Here is a 22090-nt window from a genome sequence, read left to right on the forward strand (position 1 = left end):
ACGCTCAGTCACGCGGGAGCGGCGTCGCGCGTCGGAACGGCGGCGCGGCCGGGACGGCTGGAGGCGGTCCGAAAGTTTAGCATAACGACCAAGAGCAGCAGGACCGCGGCGCCGCCGTTGTGCGCGACCGCGATCGGCAACGGCCATTGCAGCACGATGTTCGAAAGGCCGGTGGCAAATTGAATCGCCAGCACGAGCAGCACGCCGTTCGCCGGCCGCCGCAGCGACTCGAATCCACGCAACCGGAGTGCCAGCGCGAGGAGGTACGCGATGACCGCGAACGCGAACGTGCGATGCGTCCAGTGGATGGCGACGAGTGCATCCTGCGTGATGACGTCGCCGTCGGCCGTCATGCCGAGCGCGCGCCAAAGATGAAAGCCGTGTGCGAAGTCCATCGGCGGAATCCACTGCCCGTTGCAGGTCGGAAAGTCGGTGCAGGCCAGTACAGCATAATTCGTGCTGACCCACCCGCCGAGCGCGATCTGGACGATCAGCAGCGCGAGGCCCACCGCCGCCGCGAAGCGGTAACGCGCAATCTGGGGCTCGTAGACCGGAATCGGCGTCAGGCGGGCCGCGAGCCAGCCGAGCGTGCCGAGGAGCGCAAGGCCCAGCAAGAGGTGCGTCGTGACGATGACCGGCTGCAGCTTCATCGTCACCGTCCAGGCGCCGAATGCGCCTTGCACGCCGATCAGCATCAGCAGCGCCGTCGGCCACCACGGCGAAACGTGAAGCGGCAGGCGCTTGAAGCGCGCCCGCCAGGCAATCGCGGTCTGCGCGATGATGAGCACGCCGATCGCCATCGCGAAGTAGCGGTGGATCATTTCGATCCACGCCTTCGTCATGCTGACCGGTCCGCTCGGCAGCGCCGCGTGGGCCGCCGCGATCTGCGCATGCGCGACGAACGGCGACGCCGTGCCATAGCAGCCAGGCCAGTCGGGGCAACCGAGCCCCGAATCGGTAAGGCGCGTGAAGCCGCCGAACATGACGAGGTCGAGGGTCAGAAACGTCGTCATCCAGACGAGCTTGCGAAATTTGTCGTCGCTCGCTTTCACCCAGACGTAGCTGAGCGGCAGCAAGGCAACGCAAAGCCCGATCAGCCCCAGTTCCAACACGAACATGTCATCTCTCTCAAGAAAGCGCCGGGCCGCTGCAAAACGTAGCCAAACGCCGCAACGACCGATACCACGCGGATCAACCGATGCTCGACCACTTCAAGAGCTTCGTCACGTCGCCCTTGATCTTGCTCGGATTCGGATCCTTCGGAAAACGCATCATCAGATTTCCGTTGGGATCGACGAGATAGATGTGATCGGTATCGCGCGAGTCCGGCTCGGCAGGCAGCCACGCGGCGATGGCGGCCGGGTCCGCGACGAGCATCCGCGTGTCCGGATAAGCGCCCTTGATCACGTCGGGCACCGCGCCGGCATCGGTGCGCAGCCAGACCATCGCGATCCGCTCGCGCTCGCCCGCCTGCGTCGCGCGAACCTGCCTCATGAAGTAGAGCTTCGTCGCGCAGGCTTTGTCGCAGGCGCTCGCGTCGACGGCAATCATCAACCAGCGCCCGCGCAGCGTGGCAAGCTTTATCGGCTTGCCAGCCTCGTCAGTGACGACGAGCGTGTCGGGAATCGGCCGCTGCGGCTCGATCAACGCCCCATAATTCGTCGCCCCGCCGCTCGGCTTGAACACGTAGTAGGCGAGATACGACGCGACCACGGGCGCCGCGGCCACTAGCGCGAGCAGGACCAGGACCCATCGGCCGCGCCGCCCGGGGCCGCGTGTGGAAGCGGGTGCCTGAGACGACGCGCCCGGTGCGACGCGCCGCCCGCCGGCAGGCGGCGCGGTACGGCCCGGACGATTGGAATCGGAAGATGGCATCGAAAAACCTTTTTACCTCATGAAGCGGTCTTTTTTGCGGCGCGGCGAGCCGCATAAAGACCGAATGCGAGCGCCGCCGCGGCCATCGCCCACCATTGGACCATGTAGCCGTAATTTCGCTCGACGCCGGTCGTCGGCGCCGGCCAGTCGCGCACGAGTCCGTCGTCGACATCGCTCGTTTGCTGAATCACGAACGGCTGCAACGGCAACCCCGTCTCCGCGGCATAAGCCGAGACATCGACGTTTTGCCGAATCGCCTGATGTGGCGCCGACCCGCCGTGACCGAGTTCGAACGCGCGCGATGCATCGGCGCGCGCAATGCCCTCTATCGTGACGTCACCGGATGGCGTCTTGTAAGGCGCGATGGCCGTCCGCACGTCCGCGTTGCGCGGCAGCCAACCGCGGTTGACGAGCACATAGCCACCATCGGCGAGCTGGAGCGGCATCACGACGTAGAAACCGGGCTGATCGCGATACGGGCGATTGTCGAGATAAACGACGTAGCGCGGCAGAAAGCGCCCCGTCGCCCGCATCCGATGGAACTCTACCGCCTTCAGGGAGACCGGTGCGGAGCTCAGCATGGCGGGCGGTGCATGTTCGTAGCGAGCGATCTGTGCCGCGAGTGCTTCCCGCTGGTGGGCGCGATCGAGCTGCCAGAAACCGAGCCTGATCGTGATGGCCATCACCACGAGGACGGCCAGCGCGGGAATCAGACGAATCTTCACGCGGCCGTCCTTGGGTACCTTGCGCCGCCGCATAGATGGCCGCGCGCCCGAAACACCACGGGTGCGATAATTGCGGCTATCGTTTTGCCTTTTCGATCATTCGTTGATTCCATGCACATCATTGTCGCTATCGCATTCGTCATCATCATCGGCAGCATGGCATCGGCACTCTACTTCATGATGCACGACCGGGGCAGAACGAAGCGGATGGTCTGGTCGCTCGCCACGCGCGTCGGCTTCTCCATTTCGCTCTTTCTCTTCCTCCTCGTCGCACATTGGCTCGGCTGGATTCACTACAGCCATGTGCCGATCGGCCGCTGAGCGTCCCAGTTCTCGCCAACACCGACGGTTCGCGTAGTGCGGGCCGTGCAACTTGCTTGGCCTGCGTCGTTTCGCCGCACTCCACCCCGCAAAAACGCAAACGCCGCCTCGACGAAATCGAAGGCGGCGCGAGGCCGATGCTTTTCGCTTTCGAGCGCGCGCTCATTCGGGAAGAGGCGCGACGCTCAGGCGCCGCCGCAGCGCGCGGGCGCCCGGCGACCGCATCCAGCAATCGCGGCCGCCGTACCGCCCGGTCGATCGTTACAGCCAGTAGACGACGACGTAGAGGCCGAGCCACACGACGTCGACAAAGTGCCAGTACCACGCGGCGCCTTCGAACGCGAAGTGGTGATCGGGCTTGAAGTGGCCGCGAATCAGGCGAACGAGGACGACCGACAGCATCGTGCCGCCGAGGAACACGTGGAAACCGTGGAAGCCCGTCAGCAGGAAGAAAGTCGAACCGTAAATGCCCGAAGCGAGCGTCAAGTTCAGTTCGTTGTAGGCGTGGATGTATTCGAACGCCTGCATGCAGAGGAACGCAAACCCGAGCACGACCGTCGCGGCGAGCCAGGCAATCGCCTTGTTGCGGTGATCGTCGCGCAGCGCGTGGTGCGCGACCGTCAGCGTCGCACCGGAGCTCAGGAGCAACGCCGTGTTGATCGTCGGCACCGGGAACGGCACCATCGCCTTGAAGTGGCCGGCCAGCGCGGCGGGCCCTTCGTTCGGCCAGACCGCCGAGAAATCCGGCCAGATCAACTTGTAGTCGAGGCTGCCGAGTTGGTGCATCGCGATCTCGCGCGCATAGAACAGCGCGCCGAAGAAAGCGCCGAAGAACATCACTTCGGAGAAGATGAACCAGCTCATGCTCCAGCGGAACGAGAGATCGACGCGCTTGCCGTACATCCCGCCTTCCGATTCGGAGATCGCATCGCCGAACCAGTGCCAGAGCACGAAGAGCAGCCAGAGCAGGCCGGCGAACATCGTATACGGTGCCCACGGCGTATCGTTGAGCCAGAGCCCGAACGACCCGAGCATGATCAGGAGCCCGATGGACGCAGTGACCGGATGCCGGGACGGATTCGGCACGAAGTAATACGGGCTATCGTTTTGGCCACTCATCGTTGATTCTCCACTTCAGTCCAGTTTGTTTATTTGCCCACCACGAGGTGCACGATCGCGATCAAGACCGCAATGAAAAGCGCGGCCGTGATCACGGCGGCGATGATCACGTGCAGCGGGTTCAGCTGCGAGGCATCGGCCGCATGATCGCGCCCCTTGCGCACGCCGAAGAACGACCAGAGCACGGCCTTCATCGTCCGAGCGAAGCTCCCCTTGCCGTCGGCCATACCGCCTCCCCGCCTTGTCTTGTCCTGCCCGTCGAACTCAGCGGAACAACCACTGTTTGAGGACGGCACCCAAAAAGAAGACGGCGACGATCGACAGCAATATCAAGCCTAGTCGCAAATTGCCGGCTCGGATCTGCGCCGGGGTTCGTCTTTTTTCTGGATCCCGCGTCATGCTCAACATCTCTTTGTAGCGAGGCGGCAACCATGCCGCCTCTTCGTATCTCGTCCGGGCCGGCTTCGCGAAAAGCTGGCTATCGACACCAGCATGAACGCACAGCCCGGCTCGATTCGTTACTCGACCGTCGGCGGGGTCTCGAACGTATGGAACGGAGCCGGGCTCGGCACCGTCCACTCGAGGCCCGTCGCGCCGTCCCAGGGCTTGTCGCCGGCCTTCTGCTGCTCACCGCCGCCGCGATAGGCGGGCAGCACGACGGCGAACAGGAAGTAGACCTGCGCCAGGCCGAAGCCGAACGCACCGATCGTCGCGACCTGGTTCCAGTCCGTGAACTGGGCCGGGTAGTCCGCATAGCGGCGAGGCATGCCGGCGAGGCCGAGGAAGTGCATCGGAAAGAACGTCAGATTGAAGAAGATCTGCGACGCCCAGAAATGAATCTTCCCGCGCGTTTCGTTGTACATCCAGCCCGTCCACTTCGGCGACCAGTAGTACCAGCCCGCGAAGAGCGCGAACAACGATCCGGCGACGAGCACATAGTGGAAGTGCGCGACGACGAAGTACGTGCCGTGGTACTGGATGTCGAGCGGCGCCATCGCGAGCATCAAGCCGCTGAGGCCGCCGAACGTGAAGACGAGGAGGAAGCCGATCGCGAACAGCATCGGCGTCTCGAACGACATCGAGCCGCGCCACATCGTCGCGACCCAGTTGAACACTTTCACGCCCGTCGGCACGGCGATCAGCATCGTCGCGTACATGAAGAAGAGCTGGCCCGTCACAGGCATGCCCGTCGCGAACATGTGGTGCGCCCAGACCATGAACGAGAGGATCGCGATCGAGGCCGTGGCATACACCATCGAGCTGTAGCCGAAGAGCGGCTTGCGCGCGAACGCCGGAATCACCTGCGAGACGATGCCGAACGCCGGCAGAATCATGATGTAGACCTCGGGGTGCCCGAAGAACCAGAAGATGTGCTGGTACATCACCGGGTCGCCGCCGCCGGCCGCGTTGAAGAACGACGTGCCGAAGTGGCGATCGAACAGCACCATCGTGATCGCGCCCGCGAGCACCGGCATCACCGCGATCAGCAGGTAGGCCGTGATGAGCCACGTCCAGACGAACATCGGCATCTTCATCAGCGTCATGCCCGGCGCGCGCATGTTGAGGATCGTCACGATGATGTTGATACTGCCCATGATCGACGACGCGCCCATGATGTGCAGCGCGAAGATCGCGAAGTCCATCCCCGGGCCCATCTGCGTCGAAAGCGGCGTATAGAGCGTCCAGCCCGCGGCCGTCGCACCGCCCGGCGCGAAGAACGAGCCGACGAGCAGCACGGCCGCCGCCGGCAGCAGCCAGAACGAGAGGTTGTTCATCCGCGCGAAGGCCATGTCGGCCGCGCCGATCTGCAGCGGAATCATCCAGTTCGCGAAGCCGACGAAGGCCGGCATGATGGCGCCGAACACCATCGTGAGGCCGTGCATCGTCGTGAGCTGATTGAAGAACTCGGGGCGCATGATCTGCAGGCCCGGCTCGAACAGCTCGCTGCGAAGCATCAGCGCTTCGACGCCGCCCACGAGGAACATGGTGAACGAAAACACCAGGTACATCGTTCCGATGTCCTTGTGGTTCGTGGCGAACAGCCACCGGCGCCAGCCGTGCGGCGTCGCATGCGCATGATCATCGTGGCCGTGACCCGCGACTACATCGTGTCCGATGCTAGACATGAGAATCTCCTAAAGCGAATGGTGCAGCACCGACTGTGACGAACATGCGCACGTCAAGCGGCCGAACCGGTACGAGCGTGCGCGGCTTGCACTCGCGCGCGGCCCGTGCCCGGCTCCGACTTGTTCTTTTGAGCGGCATCGGCCGTCTGGACCGTTGCCGGCGCGGCGATCGACGCTTGCGGCCCGCTCGCGGCCGCGGCCCCGCTCGCGCCGCCGGCGGGCTCGCCGCCTGCCGGAGCACCCGTCAGATGATCTCCGCCCTCGGGAAGCTTCCCGTTGCGGGCATCGGCCACCTGGCGCGGCTGCAGAATGTCGCCCGTATGGTTGCCCCACGAGTTGCGCTCAAACGTGATCACCGAAGCGATCTCGACATCGTTGAGCGTCTTGCCCCAGGTCGGCATCGCATTCTTGCCGTTCAGCACGATGCTGACGTGCTGCGCGATCGGGCCGTTCACGATCTTGCTGCCGTCGAGCGCCGGGAAGGCGCCCGCGCCCTTGCCGGTCGGCTGATGGCAGACCGCGCAGTTCGACGAGTAGACCTGCTGCCCGCGCTGCACCAGCTCGGCCATCGTATAAGTCTTGTTCGGGTCGTCGTTCGCCGAGGACATTTTCTTCTTCTCGTCGTCGACCCACTTCGCGTAGTCATCGTCGGACAGCACCTTCACGACGACGGGCATGTACGCGTGCTCCTTGCCGCAGAGCTCGGTACAGAAGCCGCGATAGACACCGACTTTCTCGGCCTTGAACCAGGTGTCGCGCACGAAGCCGGGAATCGCGTCCTGCTTCACGCCGAATGCGGGCACGTACCAGGAGTGAACGACGTCGGCGGCCGTCGTGATGATGCGGATCTTTTTGCCGACGGGCACGACGAGCGGATTGTCGACTTCCTGCAGATACGTATCGGTGATCGGCGCCTGGCCGTTCACTTCCGTGCGCGGCGTGGTCAGCGTCGAAAAGAAGCTGATGCCTTCGCCGGGACCCTTGACGTAGTCATAGCCCCACTTCCACTGGTAGCCCGTGACCTTGACCGTCACGTCCGCGTTGCTCGTGTCTTTCATCGCCACGACCGTGCGCGTGGCCGGCAGCGCCATCAACACGACGATGATGAACGGCACGATCGTCCAGATGATTTCGACGGTCGTGCTTTCGTGGAAGTTGGCGGCCTTGTGGCCTTTGGACTTGCGGTGCGCGAAGACCGAATAGAACATGACCCCGAACACGCCGACGAAGATCACCGTGCAAAGGATCAACATCATCGTGTGCAGGTGATAGAGCTCCTCGGCGAGGGCGGTGACGGGCGGCTGGAGGTTGATCTCGTTCACGGCCGGACCGCCGGGGCTGTCGCCGACCGCCCATGCGGCCGAGGCGCCGGCAAGCGCACTCGCCGCCAGCACGCCCGTGAGGGCTCGCTTGATTGTTTTCATAGCTTCCTTACCCAAAATTTCCATTCAAACCTCGCCCCCTTTTGCCGTCGCCCTTTGCTTTCGCCGCCGCCCGCATCCGCCGGGCGCATCGCTCAGCCGCACCGCCGCAGCGACACACGCAGCTCGTTGGCGAACTGCGCGCGCCGGTAGTGCGCGAGATGCCGCCCGAGCGCAACCGTCTGGCCGCGCGATACGAGCTTGATCGGCTCGCGGGGCGTTGCCCCCGGCTCGACCCGCACCCAGCGCGGATTGAACTCGAACCGCGCCACTCGCTCCGCGCTCACCTGCTCGACGACGAGCCGGTTCGGATAGAGCCGGATGCGCTCGTAATCGACGGCGTGGCGCGCGTAGATCACGAACGCGACGCCGACCACCAGAAGCTCGACACCGGTGAACGGCGCGATCGGCCAGGCGCCCCGCGCGCTCAGCAGCACCGCAATCGCCGACGAGCACAGCGCCAGCGACAGATAGAACAATACGAACTGCCGCGGCGACACAGAGCAGTTTCGCTTCATCAGCCAGTCCTCGAGGACCGGCTCCGCATCGGTCAGCAAGGTTGCCGTGTCCATCGCCACCTCCCGCGCATGCCGTCGCACGTCGCGCCGCACTGCGCATTCGGCGCTTCGCCGCCTTGTATCGTGGGGTTCCCAAGGCGACAAACTGACGCATTATAGTCGTCACACCGCGAGCAGCCAATCGCCCGATGCAGCGCGCCGCGTCATGTCGGACGCCGCCGTCCGATGTCCTCGAGGCGGACGACGCCATACCCTTCGGCCGTTTTGCGCGGCACTGCCTTCCATGCGTGTCCGTAGATGACTTCGAACGTGAGCGCAATCGTGCCGTCCTCGCGTCGACGCGCCTCGAGCGCCGCGATCAGTGCCGTATGCAGCCGTCGCGCGAGCGCACCCGCGAGACCGCCGGCGCCTCCCGCTCGCGAGTCGCCGCCGCCTGGCCCGGCGAACGTTCGCGCAAACGGATACGCGCCCCAGCGGCGCACGTCGGCGAGCAGCGATTCGGGCGATTGATAAGTGATCGTCAACGTTTCCTGATCCATCACCGGGATCTCGAATCCGCTCTCGACGAGCATGTCTCCGAGGTCGTGCATATCGACGAAATCGATCACGTGCGGGCGGCTCGCGACGCCATGCGCCGCCTCCACTTCCGCATAAGCGCCGCGCAGCTCGCGCAGCGTGTCGGGCCCGAGCGTGCTGAACATCAGCAGCCCGCCGACCGTGAGCGCGCGTTGCCACTCGGGGAAGACGAGGTCGGGGCGCGGATGCCATTGCAGCGCGAGATTCGACCAGATGAAATCGAACGCGCCCGCCGCGAACGGCAGCGCCGCGAAATCGGCTTGCGCGAGCCGCGGGCCATGCGCGCCGAGCGCGCGCTGCAGCGCCGCCGGCAAGAGGCGCCGCCAGCTCGCGTCGCCGCCCGCTCGGGCAGTCGCGCGCACCAGCATCGCATGAGAAACGTCCGCACCGAAGACCGGCGCTTCGGGAAAGCGCTCGCGCAGCGCGGAAAAATCGTCGCCTGCGCCGCAGCCCGCATCGAGAATACGGGCGGGCTCGACCTTGATGAAGTCGAGCCGCTCGCGCATGCGCTCAGCAATCTCACGCGGAAGAAACGAGACTTCACCGAATGCCGCCGCGCGGCGATCGAAGATTCGCCTCAAGAACCCGGCATCATAGGCCGGACGGCCGGATTTCGCGGAATTGGAGGACATGACGGTCGAACGGGCGAGGAGCCCGAAGTATACTCGCTCGCTCCGTTCCGTTCACTAAACGAAGCTCATGGAGCCGCATCGCAACGCGCTTCCCACGATGTCCGCGAACTGGCGTGCACGTTGCCTCGGCCGCGGCGACGCGAGCCGCGTGAAAGGCCTCGCCATCCGGGCGCTGACGCGGATCGGCCGTGTGGCGCTCTCGCAGACCTGCGTGTTGTGCGGAGCATCATGCCGCGCGCATCACCGGACGAATGCCGCCGCGTGCGTCAATATGTCGCAACGCCCGCTCTGCCCGGGATGCGATGCCGCCTATTGGAATGAGCCGCGTTTGCGCTGCGTCGTCTGCGCGTTGGCGCTTTCGTTGCGAAGCGGCGGTCCGCGCGGCGAGGCGCGCTATCTGTGCGGCACCTGCCGCGGCGAACGGCCGCCGTTCGATCGGACGCTCGCGCTCGCCGATTATCGCGCGCCGCTCGAGCGCCTTGCGCTCGGCCTGAAGTTTCGCGCGCGTCTCGTCGTTGCGCGAGAATTCGCACAGGGGCTCGCGCGCCTCGCCAGCGATAGCCTTCCCGCCGACGATTGGCCCGATGTCGTCGCGCCCGTGCCGCTCGCGCATGCTCGTCTCGTCGAGCGCGGTTTCAATCAGGCTTGGGAGATCGCGAGACCGCTCGCCCGGGCGATCGGCGTACCGGCCGATGCAACGCTCGTCACGCGTCTCGTGCATACGTCGCCGCAGTCGCGGCTCGATCTCGATACTAGACGGCGAAACGTCGGCGCCGCGTTCAGCGTCTCACGGTGCGTCGCCGGCTTGCACGTCGCGCTCGTCGACGACGTGATGACCTCGGGCGCGACGCTCGAAGCAATCGCGCGCGTGCTGAAGGCCGCGGGCGCGCGCAAAGTCACCAACTTCGTCGCGCTGCGCACCGCGAAAGATTGACCCAGGTTCAAGTCACCATGTTCAACGTCGTCCTCGTCGAACCCGAAATTCCGCCGAATACCGGCAACATCATCCGGCTTTGCGCCAACACAGGCGCGAGGCTCCACCTCATCGAGCCGCTCGGGTTTCCGCTCGACGACGCGAAGATGCGCCGCGCGGGTCTCGACTATCACGAGTATGCGCAAATGCGCGTGCATCGCGATTGGGATGCGTTCATCGCGAGCGAAACGCCCGATCGCTCACGCATGTTCGCATTCACGACGCGTGGCTCGAGCCGCTTTCACTCGCACGTCTTCGCCCCCGGCGATTGGTTCGTGTTCGGCGCGGAAACGCGCGGCCTGCCCGATGCGCTGCTCGCGCAGTTTTCGAACGAGCGCCGCGTGCGTCTGCCGATGCGACCCGGCAACCGCAGCCTCAATCTCTCGAACACCGTCGCTGTCGTCGTATTCGAAGCCTGGCGTCAAGCCGGCTTCGAAGGTGGCGATTGAGATGGGTAAAGCGGACAGTCGTCTGATGGACGTCCGATGAGCGTCGCGGCCGCGAAGACCGCGAACCCTCAATCGAACCGTCAATGCTTGGATTCGGCGCGCGCGTCGCGGCGCAGCAGCGCGCTCACCGCGTCGCGCGGCGCGACGCCTTCGAAGAGCACGGCACAGACCGCCTGCGTGATCGGCATGTCGACGCCATGGGCATGCGCGATCGCGGCCACGGCCTGGGCGCAGCGCACGCCTTCGGCCACATGCCCGAGCGCGGCGAGGATATCGTCGAGCGTGCGCCCTTCAGCCAGTCGAAGGCCGACGGTGCGATTGCGGGAAAGATCGCCCGTGGCAGTCAGAATGAGATCGCCGAGGCCCGTCAGTCCGGTGAACGTCTCGGGTTGTCCCCCGAGCGCTACGCCCAGGCGCGACATTTCGGCGAGCCCGCGCGTGATGAGCGCGGCGCGCGCATTGAGTCCCAGCGCGAGGCCGTCGGCGATGCCCGTCGCGATGGCGAGCACGTTTTTCACGGCGCCGCCGACTTCGACGCCAACGACGTCATCGCCGGTATAGATCCGCATCGCGCCATGGTGAAACGCGCCGAGCGTCCGCTCGCGGCAAACGGAGGACGCGCTCGCGACAGTCAAGGCGACAGGCAGGCCGAGCGCCACCTCGCGCGCGAAGCTCGGCCCGGACAGCACGCCGTTGCTCGCATGGCCGGCCAGCTCCGCCGCGACGACTTGATGCGGCAGCAACTGCGAATCGGCCTCGAACCCTTTACAGACCCAGACGATATGCGCGGGCACCCGACGGGCATCGCGCATCGCCCGGAAAAGCGCGCGCAAACCCGCGACGGGTGTCGCCACGACGCAAAGCGCGTCGTCGTCGGCGCAGTGCGCGAGCGCCGACGCGAGTTCGGCTTCGCAGTGAAGCTCGGCCGGCAGCGTGACACCGCCGAGGTACCGCTTGTTCTCGCGCGTCGCGCGCAGCTCATCGACGAGCGAGCCGTCGCGCGCCCACAGCAGCGCGTCGTGGCGCCGCGCCAGATGCGCGGCCAGCGCGGTGCCCCAGGCACCGGCGCCGAGAACGGCGACCTTCATCGTCGGCACCTCGATGCGCGTCTAAAGCCGCTCGGCTTCAATGCTGCGTGGGGTTTGTCGATGCGTCGTTCTGCGCATTGAGTTGGGCGAGGCGCTGCTCGTAGAGCGCCTGGAAGTTGATCTCGGCGAGGTGGATCGGCGGGAAGCCCGCGCGCGTGATCGCATCGGCGATGTTCGAGCGCAGGTACGGGAAGATGATCGTCGGACACGCGATGCCGACGAGCGGATCCACCTGCTCGGCGGGAATGTTGCGAATGTCGAAGATGCCAGCCTGCTTCGCCTCGATGAGAAACGCGACTTTTTCCGAGATCTTCGCGGTGACGGTACCGGTGACGATGACTTCGAAGATACCCTCGGCGAGACGCTCCGCCTTCACGTCGACTTCGACTTCCACCGAAGGCATTTCCTGCTCGAGGAAGATCGCCGGAGAATTGGGCTGCTCGAGCGAGAGGTCCTTCAGGTAAATGCGCTGAATGTTGAAGAACGGCTGGTTGTTCTGGTCCGACATGATGACTCCGGTGGATGGATTCGTGGGGGCCGGCTCGACGGTGCGCGCGTCGAACCCACCGCCGATATGCGTTTCAGGCGCGGTCGCGCGGGCAGCAAGGCACCGCGCGTCCGAAGCGCGCGACCCTGGCTGCGCCGCGCGCGAAAAAGTGACGGATCGGCGCCAGACCGCCGTCGCGGCGTCAGGCCGCCTCGAGCAACGGCGTGAGACCGCCCGCGCGATCGAGCGCGGAAAGGTCGTCGTAGCCGCCGACGTGCGTCTCGCCGATGAAAACCTGCGGCACCGTGCGGCGCCCCGTTCGGCTCATCATTTCCTGGCGACGCGACGGGTCTCTGTCGATCAGGATCTTCTCGATATGCTGCACGCCGCGCGACTTCAACAGGCGTTCGGCCATCTGGCAGTACGGGCAAACCTGCGTGCTGTACATGACGACGGTATTCACGCTTGCGACTCCTCTACTTGACGACCGGCATGCCGGCCTGCTGCCAGGCGTTCAGGCCGCCTTGCAGAACATGGACTTCGGTGTAGCCGGCCTCCCTGACGATACGCGAAGCCTTGTTCGACTGCAGACCGTTCTGACAGACGAGCAACACCGGGCTAGCCTTATTCTTCGCGATCTGGCCGATTTTTGCTTGGAGCTCCGAAAACTCGAGATGGCGAGCCGACGGCAGATGCCCGTTCGTGTAGTCGGCCGCGGGGCGCAGATCGACGACGACGGCGTTGCGCCGGTTGATGAGCTGCGTCGCCTCGGCCGCGGAAAGGCCGCCGCGCCCGCCGCCGGTCAACATCGGCCAGAGCAGAAAGCCGCCGGAAACGAGGAGCGCGGCGAGGAGCACGAGGTTCGTGTAATCGGTAAAGAACGTCACGGAAGATCCGCCAAGAAGGAAGAAAACCAAAAGGGCAATCCCGCCATTATAAAATAACCGTCCGACGCGATGGCGACGCCCCCCTATCTCGCGCGTCCCGCAGCCGGCGGCCGCGGACGGAGCGCGGGCGGGCGCCGACGTCAGAGGCTTCCTTACTACCGACCGACACACCATGCACAAGCTCGTCCTCATCCGCCACGGCGAATCGACGTGGAACAAGGAAAACCGATTCACCGGCTGGGTCGACGTCGACCTCACCGAGCAAGGCATCCGTGAAGCCGAGCAGGCAGGCCGCCTGCTCAAGGACGCCGGCTACACTTTCGACATCGCCTACACTTCGGTCTTGAAGCGCGCGATCCGCACGCTTTGGCTCGTGCAGGACCAGATGGACCTCATGTACATCCCCGTCGTGCACTCATGGCGGCTCAACGAGCGCCACTACGGCGCGCTCGCGGGCCTCGACAAGGGCGAGACGGCGGCCAAGTACGGCGACGAGCAGGTGCTGATCTGGCGCCGCAGCTACGACACGCCGCCGCCCGCGCTCGAGCCGTCCGATCCGCGCGCATCCTACGAGGATCCGCGCTACGCGAAGGTGCCGCGCGAGCAGCTGCCGCTCACCGAATGCCTGAAGGACACCGTCGCGCGCGTACTGCCGATTTGGAACGAATCGATCGGTCCGGCCATCAAAGCCGGTAAAAAGGTGCTCATCGCCGCGCACGGGAATTCGATGCGCGCGCTCGTGAAGTATCTCGATCAGATCTCGGATGCCGATATCGTCGGCCTCAACATTCCGAACGGGGTGCCGCTCGTGTACGAGCTCGACGAGGACTTGAAGCCGATTCGGCACTACTACCTCGGCGATCAGGAGGCGATCGCCAAGGCGCAGGCCGCCGTGGCCAACCAGGGCAAGGCGCGTTGACCGGCATGGCGCCGCTCTTGGTGCGGGCGCCATGTGACAACCATCCCGCACCCTCAAGGTCGAACAGTTATACTTGACCGTCCTCCGCTTTTCGGCGCTCCGCCGTTTCCAGACCGCACCCGACTCTATGCGCACGAAACTCAAGAACATCGGCCTGATCGCCGCGGGCCTCGCCACCGGCATCTTCGCGACGCTGCAGTTCTCCGCCGCGGCGCAGCAACAGGCTACCACTGCGCCATTGCCGCTCGATCAGCTCAGGCTTTTTGCCGAGGTATTCGGCCAGATCAAGCATGACTACGTCGTGCCAGTCGACGACAAGAAGCTCCTGACCGAAGCGATCAAGGGCATGGTTTCGAGCCTCGATCCGCACTCGTCGTACCTCGACAAGACCGACTACGAAGAGCTGCAGGAACAGACGAAGGGGCGGTTCGCGGGTCTCGGCATCGAAATCTCGCAGGAGGACGGCCTGATCAAGGTCATCTCGCCGATCGAGGATACGCCCGCGTTCCGCGCGGGCATCCGGCCGGGAGACCTCATCACGCGCATCAACGACAAGCCTGTGCGCGGCATGACGCTCGACCAGGCCGTCAAGCAGATGCGCGGCGACCCGGGCACGAAGGTCACGCTGACGATCTTCCGCAAGAGCGAAGACCGCACGTTCCCCGTCACGGTCACGCGCGCGATCATCCGCGTGCAGAGCGTGAAGACGAAGGTGCTGTCGCCCGGCTATGCCTATGTGCGGGTCACGAGCTTCCAGGAGCGCACCGTGCCGGATCTCGCGGCCAAGCTCGCGGACATCGCGCGCGAGCAGCCGAACCTGAAGGGGCTCGTGCTCGATTTGCGCAACAACGGCGGCGGCCTGCTGCAAAGCGCGGTCGGCGTGGCCGGCGCGTTCCTGCCGCCGGACTCGGTCGTCGTGTCGACGAACGGCCAGATCCCCGATTCGAAACAGGTTTATCGCGATACCTATTCGAACTACCGGCTCCCGTCGTTCGATTCCGACCCGCTCAAGAGCCTGCCGGCCATCTATCGAACGGTGCCGATGGTCGTGCTGACGAACGCTTATTCGGCATCGGCATCGGAGATCGTGGCCGGTGCGCTGCAAGATCAGCACCGTGCGCTGATCCTCGGCAAGACGACCTTCGGCAAGGGCTCGGTGCAGACGGTGCGGCCGCTCACGGCCGATACGGCGCTGCGGTTGACGACGGCCTACTACTACACGCCGAGCGGCCGCTCGATTCAGAACAAGGGCATTCGGCCGGACATCCCCGTCGATCAATACGCCGACGGTGATCCTGACGATGCCTTCGTGACGCGCGAGGTCGACTACACGAACCACCTCGCGAACACGCAGGATCCGAACGAGAAGAAAGAGCAGGAGCAGCGCGAGCAGGACCGCCTGCAGCAGCTGCAGCAGCTCGAGCAGCAAGAAGACAAGATGACGCCCGAGCAAAAGGCCAAGGAGCGCGATCGCAAGCCTGTCGATTTCGGCTCGACCGACGATTTCATGCTGCAGCAGGCGGTGAACAAGCTCGAAGGTAAGCCGGTGCTGGAATCGAAGTCGATCGCCGAGCGCAAGCTTGCGCAGCGCAAGGTCGAGCAGTCCGCTTCCGCGCCGGTCGCCGTGAAGCCCCAGTCGTCGGCACCGCTGCCTGCTTCGAGCCCCGCGCCGAGCAAGTAATCTGGCGTAATCCTTGAACGACGATCAGCTTCTTCGCTACTCGCGGCACATTCTCGTCGACGAGCTCGGCATCGAGGCGCAAGAGCGGTTCCTCGACGCCCATGCGATCGTCGTCGGCGCGGGCGGGCTCGGCTCGCCCGCCGCGATGTATCTGGCCGCCGCGGGGATCGGCAAGCTGACGCTCGTCGACGCCGACACCGTCGACCTCACGAATCTTCAGCGGCAGATCCTGCACGTCACGGCGTCGATCGGCCGCAAGAAGGTCGAGTCGGGGCGCGAAGCCATCGCCCGCTTGAATCCGGACGTGATCGTCGAAGGCGTCGACGAGCGCGTGAGCGACGCGTGGCTGGAGGCCGCCGTGCCGCACGCGAGCGTCGTCCTCGATTGCACCGACAATTTTGCTACGCGGCATGCGATCAACCGCGCGTGCGTGGCGCATGGCGTGCCGCTCGTCTCCGGCGCGGCGTTGCGTTTCGACGGTCAGATCAGTACGTTCGATTTCCGCAATCCTGCTTCGCCCTGCTACGCATGCATCTTTCCCGAGGATCAACCGTTCGAGGAAGTGGCGTGTTCACAGATGGGGGTGTTCGCGCCGACAGTCGGGATCATCGGCGCAATGCAAGCCGCCGAAGCGCTGCGCGTTATCGCCGGCATCGGGGAATCCCTGACGGGCCGGCTGATGATGCTCGATTCGCTGCGGATGGAATGGACGACGATGAGCATCGCGCGCCAGCCCGACTGCCCAGTGTGCATGGGCAGGGGTTAGCGCTTTAGCGCGCTAAGCCTCGGCGACACACCTGAGCGCCGCCTGCACCTCCTCAGGCTCGAATGCCGCGAGCACGTCCGCGACAGGCTTCTCGAGCTTTCTGAGATCGGCGCGCAAGATTTCCTGCTTCACCACGAGCAGCTGGCTCGGATGCATCGAAAACTCGGTCAGCCCCATGCCGAGCAGCAGGCGCGTGAGCTGCGGATCGCCGGCCATTTCGCCGCAGACCGACACGGGCACGCCGGCGCGCTTCGCTTCGCGCAGCGTAAAGGCGATCAAATGCAGGACGGCCGGATGAAGCGGATCGTACAGATGCGCGACGGCGTTGTCGGCGCGATCGATCGCGAGCGTGTACTGAATCAAGTCGTTGGTGCCGATCGAAAGGAAATCGACGCGCTTTAAAAACAGCGGTAAGGCGATGGCCGCCGCCGGAATTTCGATCATCGCGCCGACCTGCACGCCAGGATCGTAGGCAAGGCCCGCGTCGTCCAACTGCCGCTTCGCTTCGCGAATGAGATCGAGCGTCTGATCGATCTCCTGCGCATGCGCGAGCATCGGAACGAGGATCTTCACCTTGCCGAACGCCGACGCGCGCAGGATCGCGCGCAGCTGCGTCAGAAACATCTGCGGCTCGGACAGGCTCCAGCGAATCGCTCGCAGGCCTAAGGCCGGATTCTGCGCCGACTCAAAACCGTCGCCGCCCGCCAGCGTCTCGAGCGGCTTGTCGGCTCCCACATCGATCGTGCGGATCGTCACCGGCAACCCGCCCATCAGCTCGACCGCGCGCCGGTAGGCTTCGAATTGCTCCTCTTCCTCCGGAAGGCGATCCTTGTGGTTCATGAAGAGGAACTCGGTCCGAAAGAGCCCCACCCCGACGGCGCCTGCCTCGATCGCCGCGCGGGCATCGTCCGGCAGCTCGATGTTGGCGCAAAGCGAAATCTTGTTGCCGCATAGCGTCTGCGTCGGCGAGAACTTGAGCCGCTGCAGCTTCTTCTGCTCGAGCGCTTTCTCGGTCTGCCGATACGTGTACTCCTCGAGCACGATTGGCGCAGGATCGACGATCACGATACCGTGATCGCCGTCGACGATGATGAGGTCGTCCTGCCGGATCAGCGTGCTCGCATGCTGCACGCCGACCGCGGCGGGGATGCCGAGGCTGCGCGCGACGATCGCAGTATGCGAAGTGCGTCCGCCGAGATCGGTGACGAAGCCTTGGAACGTTTGCGTCTTGAACTGCAGCATGTCCGTAGGCGAAATATCGTGCGCCACCACGATCATTTCCGCGAGCGAGTCGCCGTTCGCTTCGTCAACGAGCGCCGCGGCTGAAGGCGCGCCCGCCAGCGCCTTCAAGATACGCTCGACCACTTGCCGGATGTCGGCCTTGCGCTCGCGCAAATACTCGTCTTCGATGTCCTCGAAATGGCGTGAAAGGCGCTCGAGTTGCTCGGTCAACGCCCACTCGACGTTGTATCTGCGCGTGCGGATCAAATCGATCGTTTCCTGAACGAGCATCGCATCGTTCAGGATCATCGTATGAACGTGAATGAAGGCGCCGACTTCGCTGGGCGCGTCGGCCGCGAGATCCTCGGAGAGGCGCTCGAGTTCGTTCTGCACGGCTTTCAGCGCCGCGCGGAAGCGCTCGATCTCGCCCTCGATCCGCGGCGCATCGACCAGATAATGGTCGACGTCGAGCGCAGCCGGCGCGATCAGGTAAGCCCGCCCGATCGCGATGCCGCGTGACACTGGGATTCCATGCAGCGAAAACGACACGCGCACCTCCTCGAGTTATGTGATGCCGCGGGAGTGATACCGCTGCAATGGGCGTTTGACCCTGATCTGCGATTATAAATTCCGTCGGCGATCGCTGACAGCGTGCGGCGCAGCAACGCATGCTTCGGCGTGAGACATCGCCGGGCAGCCCTCCCGTTGTAATTGCCATTGCGCGATGGCCGTGAGCGGCCTCACGGCTTGCGTTTTACCACGCATAGAAAAAGCCGCGAAAAATCGCGGCTTTTGTCATTGCTCGATGCGCCGGCCGGCGCCGCTCCGGCCGTTCATTGTCCTTCACCGAATTTATCGGCGATGAGCTTCAAGAGTGCGTCCATTGCCTCCTTTTCATCGGGCCCCTCCGTCTCGATCGTGACGGTGCTTCCGATTCCGGCGGCGAGCATCATCACCCCCATGATGCTTTTCGCGTTGATGCGGCGCCCGTTTCGCGTCATCCAGATTTCCGCCTGGAAGTTGCCGGCCAGTTGAGTCAGCTTGGCCGATGCGCGCGCATGCAGGCCCAGTTTATTGACGATCGTCGTTTCTTGTTCGAGCATCGGTTGTCCTGGTGGGCAAAGGATAGGAGAAAAGCGGAGCCGGTTACGACCGGGCCGGGCCTTCGTCCGCGCAAGGCGGCGCGCCGACCACAGAGGCGGCGGCGGGCATGGCGCCACCGGCCGCCGAAGCGTTGGACGGCAGACAAGCCGAGGCGTTGGCGGACTCGCATGCCGACGTTTGCGGCCCCACCGCATGGACCCCCTTCGCGGCCCCCATCAACGCCTTTTCGACGAGCTGATCGAGTGGCGCGGCCCGGTAGCAGACGGCACGCACGAGCATCGGCAAATTGACTCCCGCGAGCACGCGCACATCAGACGAACCGGCGAGCCGGCACGCGATGTTCCCCGGTGTCGCGCCGTACATGTCGGTCAGAACGAGCGCGCCGTTTTCTTCTCGCAGCCGATCGATTTCCGCTTCAGCATCGCGAATGACCTGGGCCGGATCGCAGTCGGGAAGGACATCGATTCCGCCGATGCGTGCCGGAAGCCCGCCGTAGATATGCGCGATGCACTCTTTGAGAGCCGTGGCGAGCGGCGCATGCGCGATGATCAGGATGCCTGCCATATCTGTCTTGCCAACCAAAAACGGCGCGATGCGCGCGATAACGAGCGGCCGGCCGCGCCCTGTCCAGGTCCGCCACCGAGGGTGGCGGACGCCGTCATGCCGTCCCGCACCCGCGAGACCGGCATTGTAGCAGGCTCATTTTCGCGCGATTCCTCGCGCCGCGCTGTCGGCCTCCGAACGATTCGACTGTCGGCGCGAACCGGCGGCGCGATCCCTTCCAAGCGGTGCCCGTCTAGGCGGCCGCGCGCTCCAATGCGTCAATGAACATCGCCGCCACATCGAACCCCGTCTGATCCATGATTTCGCGAAAGCATGTCGGGCTCGTGACGTTGACTTCCGTCAGCCAGTCCCCGATCACGTCGAGCCCGACGAGCAGCAGCCCGCGCGATGCGAGGACAGGTCCAAGCGTCTCGGCGATCTCGCGGTCGCGCGCCGAGAGCGGCTGCGCGACGCCGAGCCCCCCCGCGGCCAGATTGCCGCGCACCTCGTTGCCCTGCGGAATACGCGCGAGCGAGTACGGCACGGGCTCGCCGCCGATCAACAGAATGCGCTTGTCGCCCGCCGCGATTTCCGGGATGAACTTCTGCGCCATGACGGAACGTACGCCGTCGTGGCTCAGCATTTCGATGATCGAGCCGAGATTCATGCCGTCACGCGTCACGCGAAAGACGCCCATGCCTCCCATTCCGTCGAGCGGCTTGAAGATCGCGTCGCCGTGTTCGGCATGGAACGCCCGTAGCCGTGCGGCGTCCCGCGTGACGAGCGTCGGCGCGACGAATTGCGGAAATTCGCCGATCGCGAGCTTCTCGGAATGATCGCGGATCGCCTGCGGCTTGTTGAAGACATGCGCGCCGGCGCGCTCGGCGAGCTCGAGCAGCCAAGTCGAAGTCACGTACTCCATATCGAACGGCGGGTCCTTGCGCATCAGCACCGCGCCGAACGACGCGAGCGACCGATTCTCGTGCGGAGCGCTCTCGTGCCACGGTTGGCGATGGCGATCGGACTCGTCGCCGACGAGCGTCACGCGCCGCACAGTCGCCTCGACGTCACCGGACGCCCACGCGAGCTGCTTCGGCTCGCAGGCGAAGAGCGTATGTCCGCGCCGGGCCGCTTCGGCCATCATCGTGTAGGTCGAGTCCTTGTAGATCTTGAACTTGGCGAGCGGATCGGCGATGAAAAGGATGTCCATGAAGGTCCTGCCCCGGGGCGGGCGCTATCGTTGGTGGGATGCCGCGAAAGGATCGAAGACGCCGCGCCGCGGCCACGTGGCCGCGCGCAGGCGCCGGCGTTCAAACCTGGATGGCCTCCGGGTCGGTTTTCTCGAGCTCGACCGAGGCCGCGAGCAGGCCGAGCCGCGCGACGACGCCGTACATATAGAACCGGTTCGGCGGCGCGGCGCCGGGCTTGGCATGCGCATCGGGCAACGCCGTATGCTCGAAGCCGAGCGGCACGTAGTGCATTCCCGGCGCGTGCAGGTTCTGATCGCGCTCGCGGCTGCCGTGCACGCGGTAAAAGCCGCCGACGACATACCGGTCGATCATGTAGACGACGGGCTCGGCCACTTCGTCGCCGATGCGCTCGAACGTGTAGACGCCTTCTTGCACGATCACGTCGTGCACTTGCAAGCCGCTCTTGGTCATCGACATGCGCGCGCGCTCGCCCTTCGTCAGGCTCGTCACCTCGCTCGCGTCGTGCACCGTCATGACGCCGCGGCCGTCGGTGCCCGCATCGGACTTGATCACCACATAAGGCTTTTCGCTGATGCCGTACTCGCGGTACTTGCGCGCGATCTTCTTGATGACCGCGTCGATCGCGTCCCCGAGCGCTTCGTCGCCCGTGCGCGCTTCGAAATCGACGCCTTCGACATGCGCGAAGTACGGATTCACCATCCACGGATCGATGTCGACGATCTTCGCGAACTTCTTCGCCACATCGTCGTAGCACGAGAAGTGCGTCGATTTACGCCGCACGGCCCAGCCGGCATGGATCGGCGGCAGCACGTACTGCTCGTGCAGATTCTCCAGCACGGGCGGCACGCCGGCCGAGAGGTCGTTGTTGAGCAGGATCGAGCAGGGATCGAAGTTCTTCAAGCCGAGCCGGCGCGGTGTGCGCTCGAGCGGCTCGAGGACGATCTTCTGCCCGTCGGCGAGGGAGATCGTGACGGGGCCCGCGATGGTTTCGTCGAGCGTCCCGAAACGCACGTTGAGGCCCGCCTGCCGCATGATCGTCGCAAGTCGCGCCACGTTCTCGAGATAAAACGCGTTGCGGGTCTCGTGCTCGGGAATGATCAGAAGATTCTTCGCATCCGGGCAGATCTTTTCGATCGACGCCATGGCGGCCTGGACGGCGAGCGGCAGCACCTCATTGGGCAGATTGTTGAAGGCGCCCGGAAAAAGGTTCGTGTCGACGGGCGCAAGCTTGAAGCCCGCGTTGCGCAGGTCGACCGAGCAGTAAAACGCCGGCGTGTGTTCCTGCCACTCGAGGCGGAACCACCGCTCGATCGCCGGCGTGGCATCGAGGATCTTCCGCTCGAGATCGAGCAGCGGACCGTTTAACGCCGTAACTAGGTGCGGAACCATTGAGCACTCGCGGAACGGGGGAGAAAAAGATTGTAGAGCATGTGGAGCAATTGCCCTGC

At 64.9% G+C, this 22090-nt stretch carries 25 protein-coding genes; 6 read left to right on the forward strand and 19 right to left on the reverse strand.

From position 1 onward, the window contains the following. Positions 1-8: 8 nt before the first annotated feature. The 3 genes from C9I57_RS06415 to C9I57_RS06425 all read right to left on the reverse strand — a co-directional run bounded on the left by C9I57_RS06415 (position 9) and on the right by C9I57_RS06425 (position 2600). Positions 9-1118 (reverse strand): COX15/CtaA family protein, encoded by a 1110-nt coding sequence (locus tag C9I57_RS06415; protein WP_107149818.1) that lies wholly within the window; start codon positions 1116-1118, stop codon positions 9-11. Between the two features lie 73 nt (positions 1119-1191). Then, positions 1192-1875: an SCO family protein gene (locus C9I57_RS06420; RefSeq protein ID WP_258187539.1), complete on the reverse strand. Its 684-nt coding sequence runs from the start codon at positions 1873-1875 to the stop codon at positions 1192-1194. Positions 1876-1892: 17 nt separating this feature from the next. Beyond that, the gene (locus C9I57_RS06425) at positions 1893-2600 is read right to left on the reverse strand and encodes an SURF1 family protein (protein ID WP_258187540.1); all 708 of its coding nucleotides are present in this window, start codon (positions 2598-2600) and stop codon (positions 1893-1895) included. Positions 2601-2711: 111 nt separating this feature from the next. Here C9I57_RS06425 and C9I57_RS06430 point away from each other — a divergent pair, with 111 nt between their 5' ends. Next, positions 2712-2921: a twin transmembrane helix small protein gene (locus C9I57_RS06430; RefSeq protein ID WP_107149821.1), complete on the forward strand. Its 210-nt coding sequence runs from the start codon at positions 2712-2714 to the stop codon at positions 2919-2921. A gap of 261 nt (positions 2922-3182) precedes the next feature. Here C9I57_RS06430 and C9I57_RS06435 read toward each other — a convergent pair whose 3' ends face one another. The 7 genes from C9I57_RS06435 to C9I57_RS06465 form a co-directional block, all read right to left on the reverse strand. After that, positions 3183-4040 carry a cytochrome c oxidase subunit 3 gene (locus C9I57_RS06435; protein ID WP_107149822.1) on the reverse strand — a complete coding sequence of 286 codons (858 nt, stop codon included), beginning with the start codon at positions 4038-4040 and terminating at the stop codon, positions 3183-3185. A 29-nt stretch (positions 4041-4069) separates the two neighbouring features. Continuing rightward, entirely contained in the window at positions 4070-4267 is a 198-nt protein-coding gene (locus tag C9I57_RS06440; RefSeq protein ID WP_107149823.1) for a DUF2970 domain-containing protein, read from the reverse strand. A 37-nt stretch (positions 4268-4304) separates the two neighbouring features. Further along, entirely contained in the window at positions 4305-4439 is a 135-nt protein-coding gene (locus C9I57_RS06445) for a cytochrome oxidase small assembly protein (RefSeq protein ID WP_107150159.1), read from the reverse strand. 119 nt (positions 4440-4558) lie between these two features. After that, positions 4559-6166 carry a cytochrome c oxidase subunit I gene (gene ctaD / locus C9I57_RS06450; protein WP_107149824.1) on the reverse strand — a complete coding sequence of 536 codons (1608 nt, stop codon included), beginning with the start codon at positions 6164-6166 and terminating at the stop codon, positions 4559-4561. A gap of 53 nt (positions 6167-6219) precedes the next feature. Next, entirely contained in the window at positions 6220-7614 is a 1395-nt protein-coding gene (gene coxB / locus C9I57_RS06455; RefSeq protein ID WP_258187541.1) for a cytochrome c oxidase subunit II, read from the reverse strand. A gap of 68 nt (positions 7615-7682) precedes the next feature. Next, a complete protein-coding gene (locus C9I57_RS06460; RefSeq protein WP_107150160.1) occupies positions 7683-8159 on the reverse strand; it encodes a DUF2244 domain-containing protein in 477 nt (158 codons plus the stop codon). A gap of 149 nt (positions 8160-8308) precedes the next feature. Next, positions 8309-9313, reverse strand: coding sequence for a methyltransferase domain-containing protein (locus C9I57_RS06465; protein WP_107149826.1), 1005 nt, complete (start codon positions 9311-9313; stop codon positions 8309-8311). 97 nt (positions 9314-9410) lie between these two features. On the opposite strand from C9I57_RS06465, the gene C9I57_RS06470 reads away from it, so the two are divergent. Together C9I57_RS06470 and trmL are read left to right on the forward strand one after the other, a co-directional pair. Further along, on the forward strand, positions 9411-10247 hold the full coding sequence (locus C9I57_RS06470; protein ID WP_440130184.1) for a ComF family protein: 837 nt from the start codon (positions 9411-9413) through the stop codon (positions 10245-10247). A gap of 17 nt (positions 10248-10264) precedes the next feature. Further along, positions 10265-10735: a tRNA (uridine(34)/cytosine(34)/5-carboxymethylaminomethyluridine(34)-2'-O)-methyltransferase TrmL gene (gene trmL, locus C9I57_RS06475; RefSeq protein WP_107149828.1), complete on the forward strand. Its 471-nt coding sequence runs from the start codon at positions 10265-10267 to the stop codon at positions 10733-10735. Between the two features lie 80 nt (positions 10736-10815). On the opposite strand, the gene C9I57_RS06480 is transcribed toward trmL, so the two are convergent. The 4 genes from C9I57_RS06480 to C9I57_RS06495 all read right to left on the reverse strand — a co-directional run bounded on the left by C9I57_RS06480 (position 10816) and on the right by C9I57_RS06495 (position 13197). Next, positions 10816-11823, reverse strand: coding sequence for an NAD(P)H-dependent glycerol-3-phosphate dehydrogenase (locus C9I57_RS06480; RefSeq protein ID WP_107149829.1), 1008 nt, complete (start codon positions 11821-11823; stop codon positions 10816-10818). 37 nt (positions 11824-11860) lie between these two features. After that, positions 11861-12331, reverse strand: coding sequence for a protein-export chaperone SecB (secB, locus tag C9I57_RS06485; RefSeq protein ID WP_107149830.1), 471 nt, complete (start codon positions 12329-12331; stop codon positions 11861-11863). A gap of 181 nt (positions 12332-12512) precedes the next feature. Continuing rightward, positions 12513-12773 carry a glutaredoxin 3 gene (gene grxC, locus C9I57_RS06490; RefSeq protein WP_026230214.1) on the reverse strand — a complete coding sequence of 87 codons (261 nt, stop codon included), beginning with the start codon at positions 12771-12773 and terminating at the stop codon, positions 12513-12515. Between the two features lie 13 nt (positions 12774-12786). Continuing rightward, entirely contained in the window at positions 12787-13197 is a 411-nt protein-coding gene (locus tag C9I57_RS06495; protein WP_107150161.1) for a rhodanese-like domain-containing protein, read from the reverse strand. 172 nt (positions 13198-13369) lie between these two features. Between C9I57_RS06495 and gpmA the strand changes: the two genes are divergently transcribed. From gpmA to C9I57_RS06510, 3 genes are all read left to right on the forward strand, one after another. Further along, a complete protein-coding gene (gpmA, locus tag C9I57_RS06500) occupies positions 13370-14116 on the forward strand; it encodes a 2,3-diphosphoglycerate-dependent phosphoglycerate mutase (protein ID WP_107149831.1) in 747 nt (248 codons plus the stop codon). Between the two features lie 127 nt (positions 14117-14243). Beyond that, positions 14244-15797, forward strand: a complete 1554-nt coding sequence (locus tag C9I57_RS06505; RefSeq protein ID WP_107149832.1) for a S41 family peptidase — start codon at positions 14244-14246, stop codon at positions 15795-15797. 13 nt (positions 15798-15810) lie between these two features. Next, the gene (locus C9I57_RS06510) at positions 15811-16563 is read left to right on the forward strand and encodes a HesA/MoeB/ThiF family protein (protein ID WP_107149833.1); all 753 of its coding nucleotides are present in this window, start codon (positions 15811-15813) and stop codon (positions 16561-16563) included. Between the two features lie 12 nt (positions 16564-16575). On the opposite strand, the gene ptsP is transcribed toward C9I57_RS06510, so the two are convergent. From ptsP to gshA, 5 genes are all read right to left on the reverse strand, one after another. Then, positions 16576-18333, reverse strand: coding sequence for a phosphoenolpyruvate--protein phosphotransferase (gene ptsP / locus C9I57_RS06515; RefSeq protein ID WP_107150162.1), 1758 nt, complete (start codon positions 18331-18333; stop codon positions 16576-16578). 284 nt (positions 18334-18617) lie between these two features. Beyond that, entirely contained in the window at positions 18618-18887 is a 270-nt protein-coding gene (locus C9I57_RS06520; protein WP_107149834.1) for an HPr family phosphocarrier protein, read from the reverse strand. A gap of 43 nt (positions 18888-18930) precedes the next feature. Next, positions 18931-19452 (reverse strand): PTS sugar transporter subunit IIA, encoded by a 522-nt coding sequence (locus tag C9I57_RS06525; RefSeq protein ID WP_107149835.1) that lies wholly within the window; start codon positions 19450-19452, stop codon positions 18931-18933. Positions 19453-19684: 232 nt separating this feature from the next. Beyond that, positions 19685-20641 carry a glutathione synthase gene (gene gshB / locus C9I57_RS06530; RefSeq protein ID WP_107149836.1) on the reverse strand — a complete coding sequence of 319 codons (957 nt, stop codon included), beginning with the start codon at positions 20639-20641 and terminating at the stop codon, positions 19685-19687. A 100-nt stretch (positions 20642-20741) separates the two neighbouring features. After that, the gene (gshA, locus tag C9I57_RS06535; RefSeq protein WP_107149837.1) at positions 20742-22031 is read right to left on the reverse strand and encodes a glutamate--cysteine ligase; all 1290 of its coding nucleotides are present in this window, start codon (positions 22029-22031) and stop codon (positions 20742-20744) included. Positions 22032-22090: the final 59 nt, after the last annotated feature.

Source organism: Trinickia symbiotica (assembly GCF_003028655.1).
GTDB lineage: Bacteria > Pseudomonadota > Gammaproteobacteria > Burkholderiales > Burkholderiaceae > Trinickia > Trinickia symbiotica_A.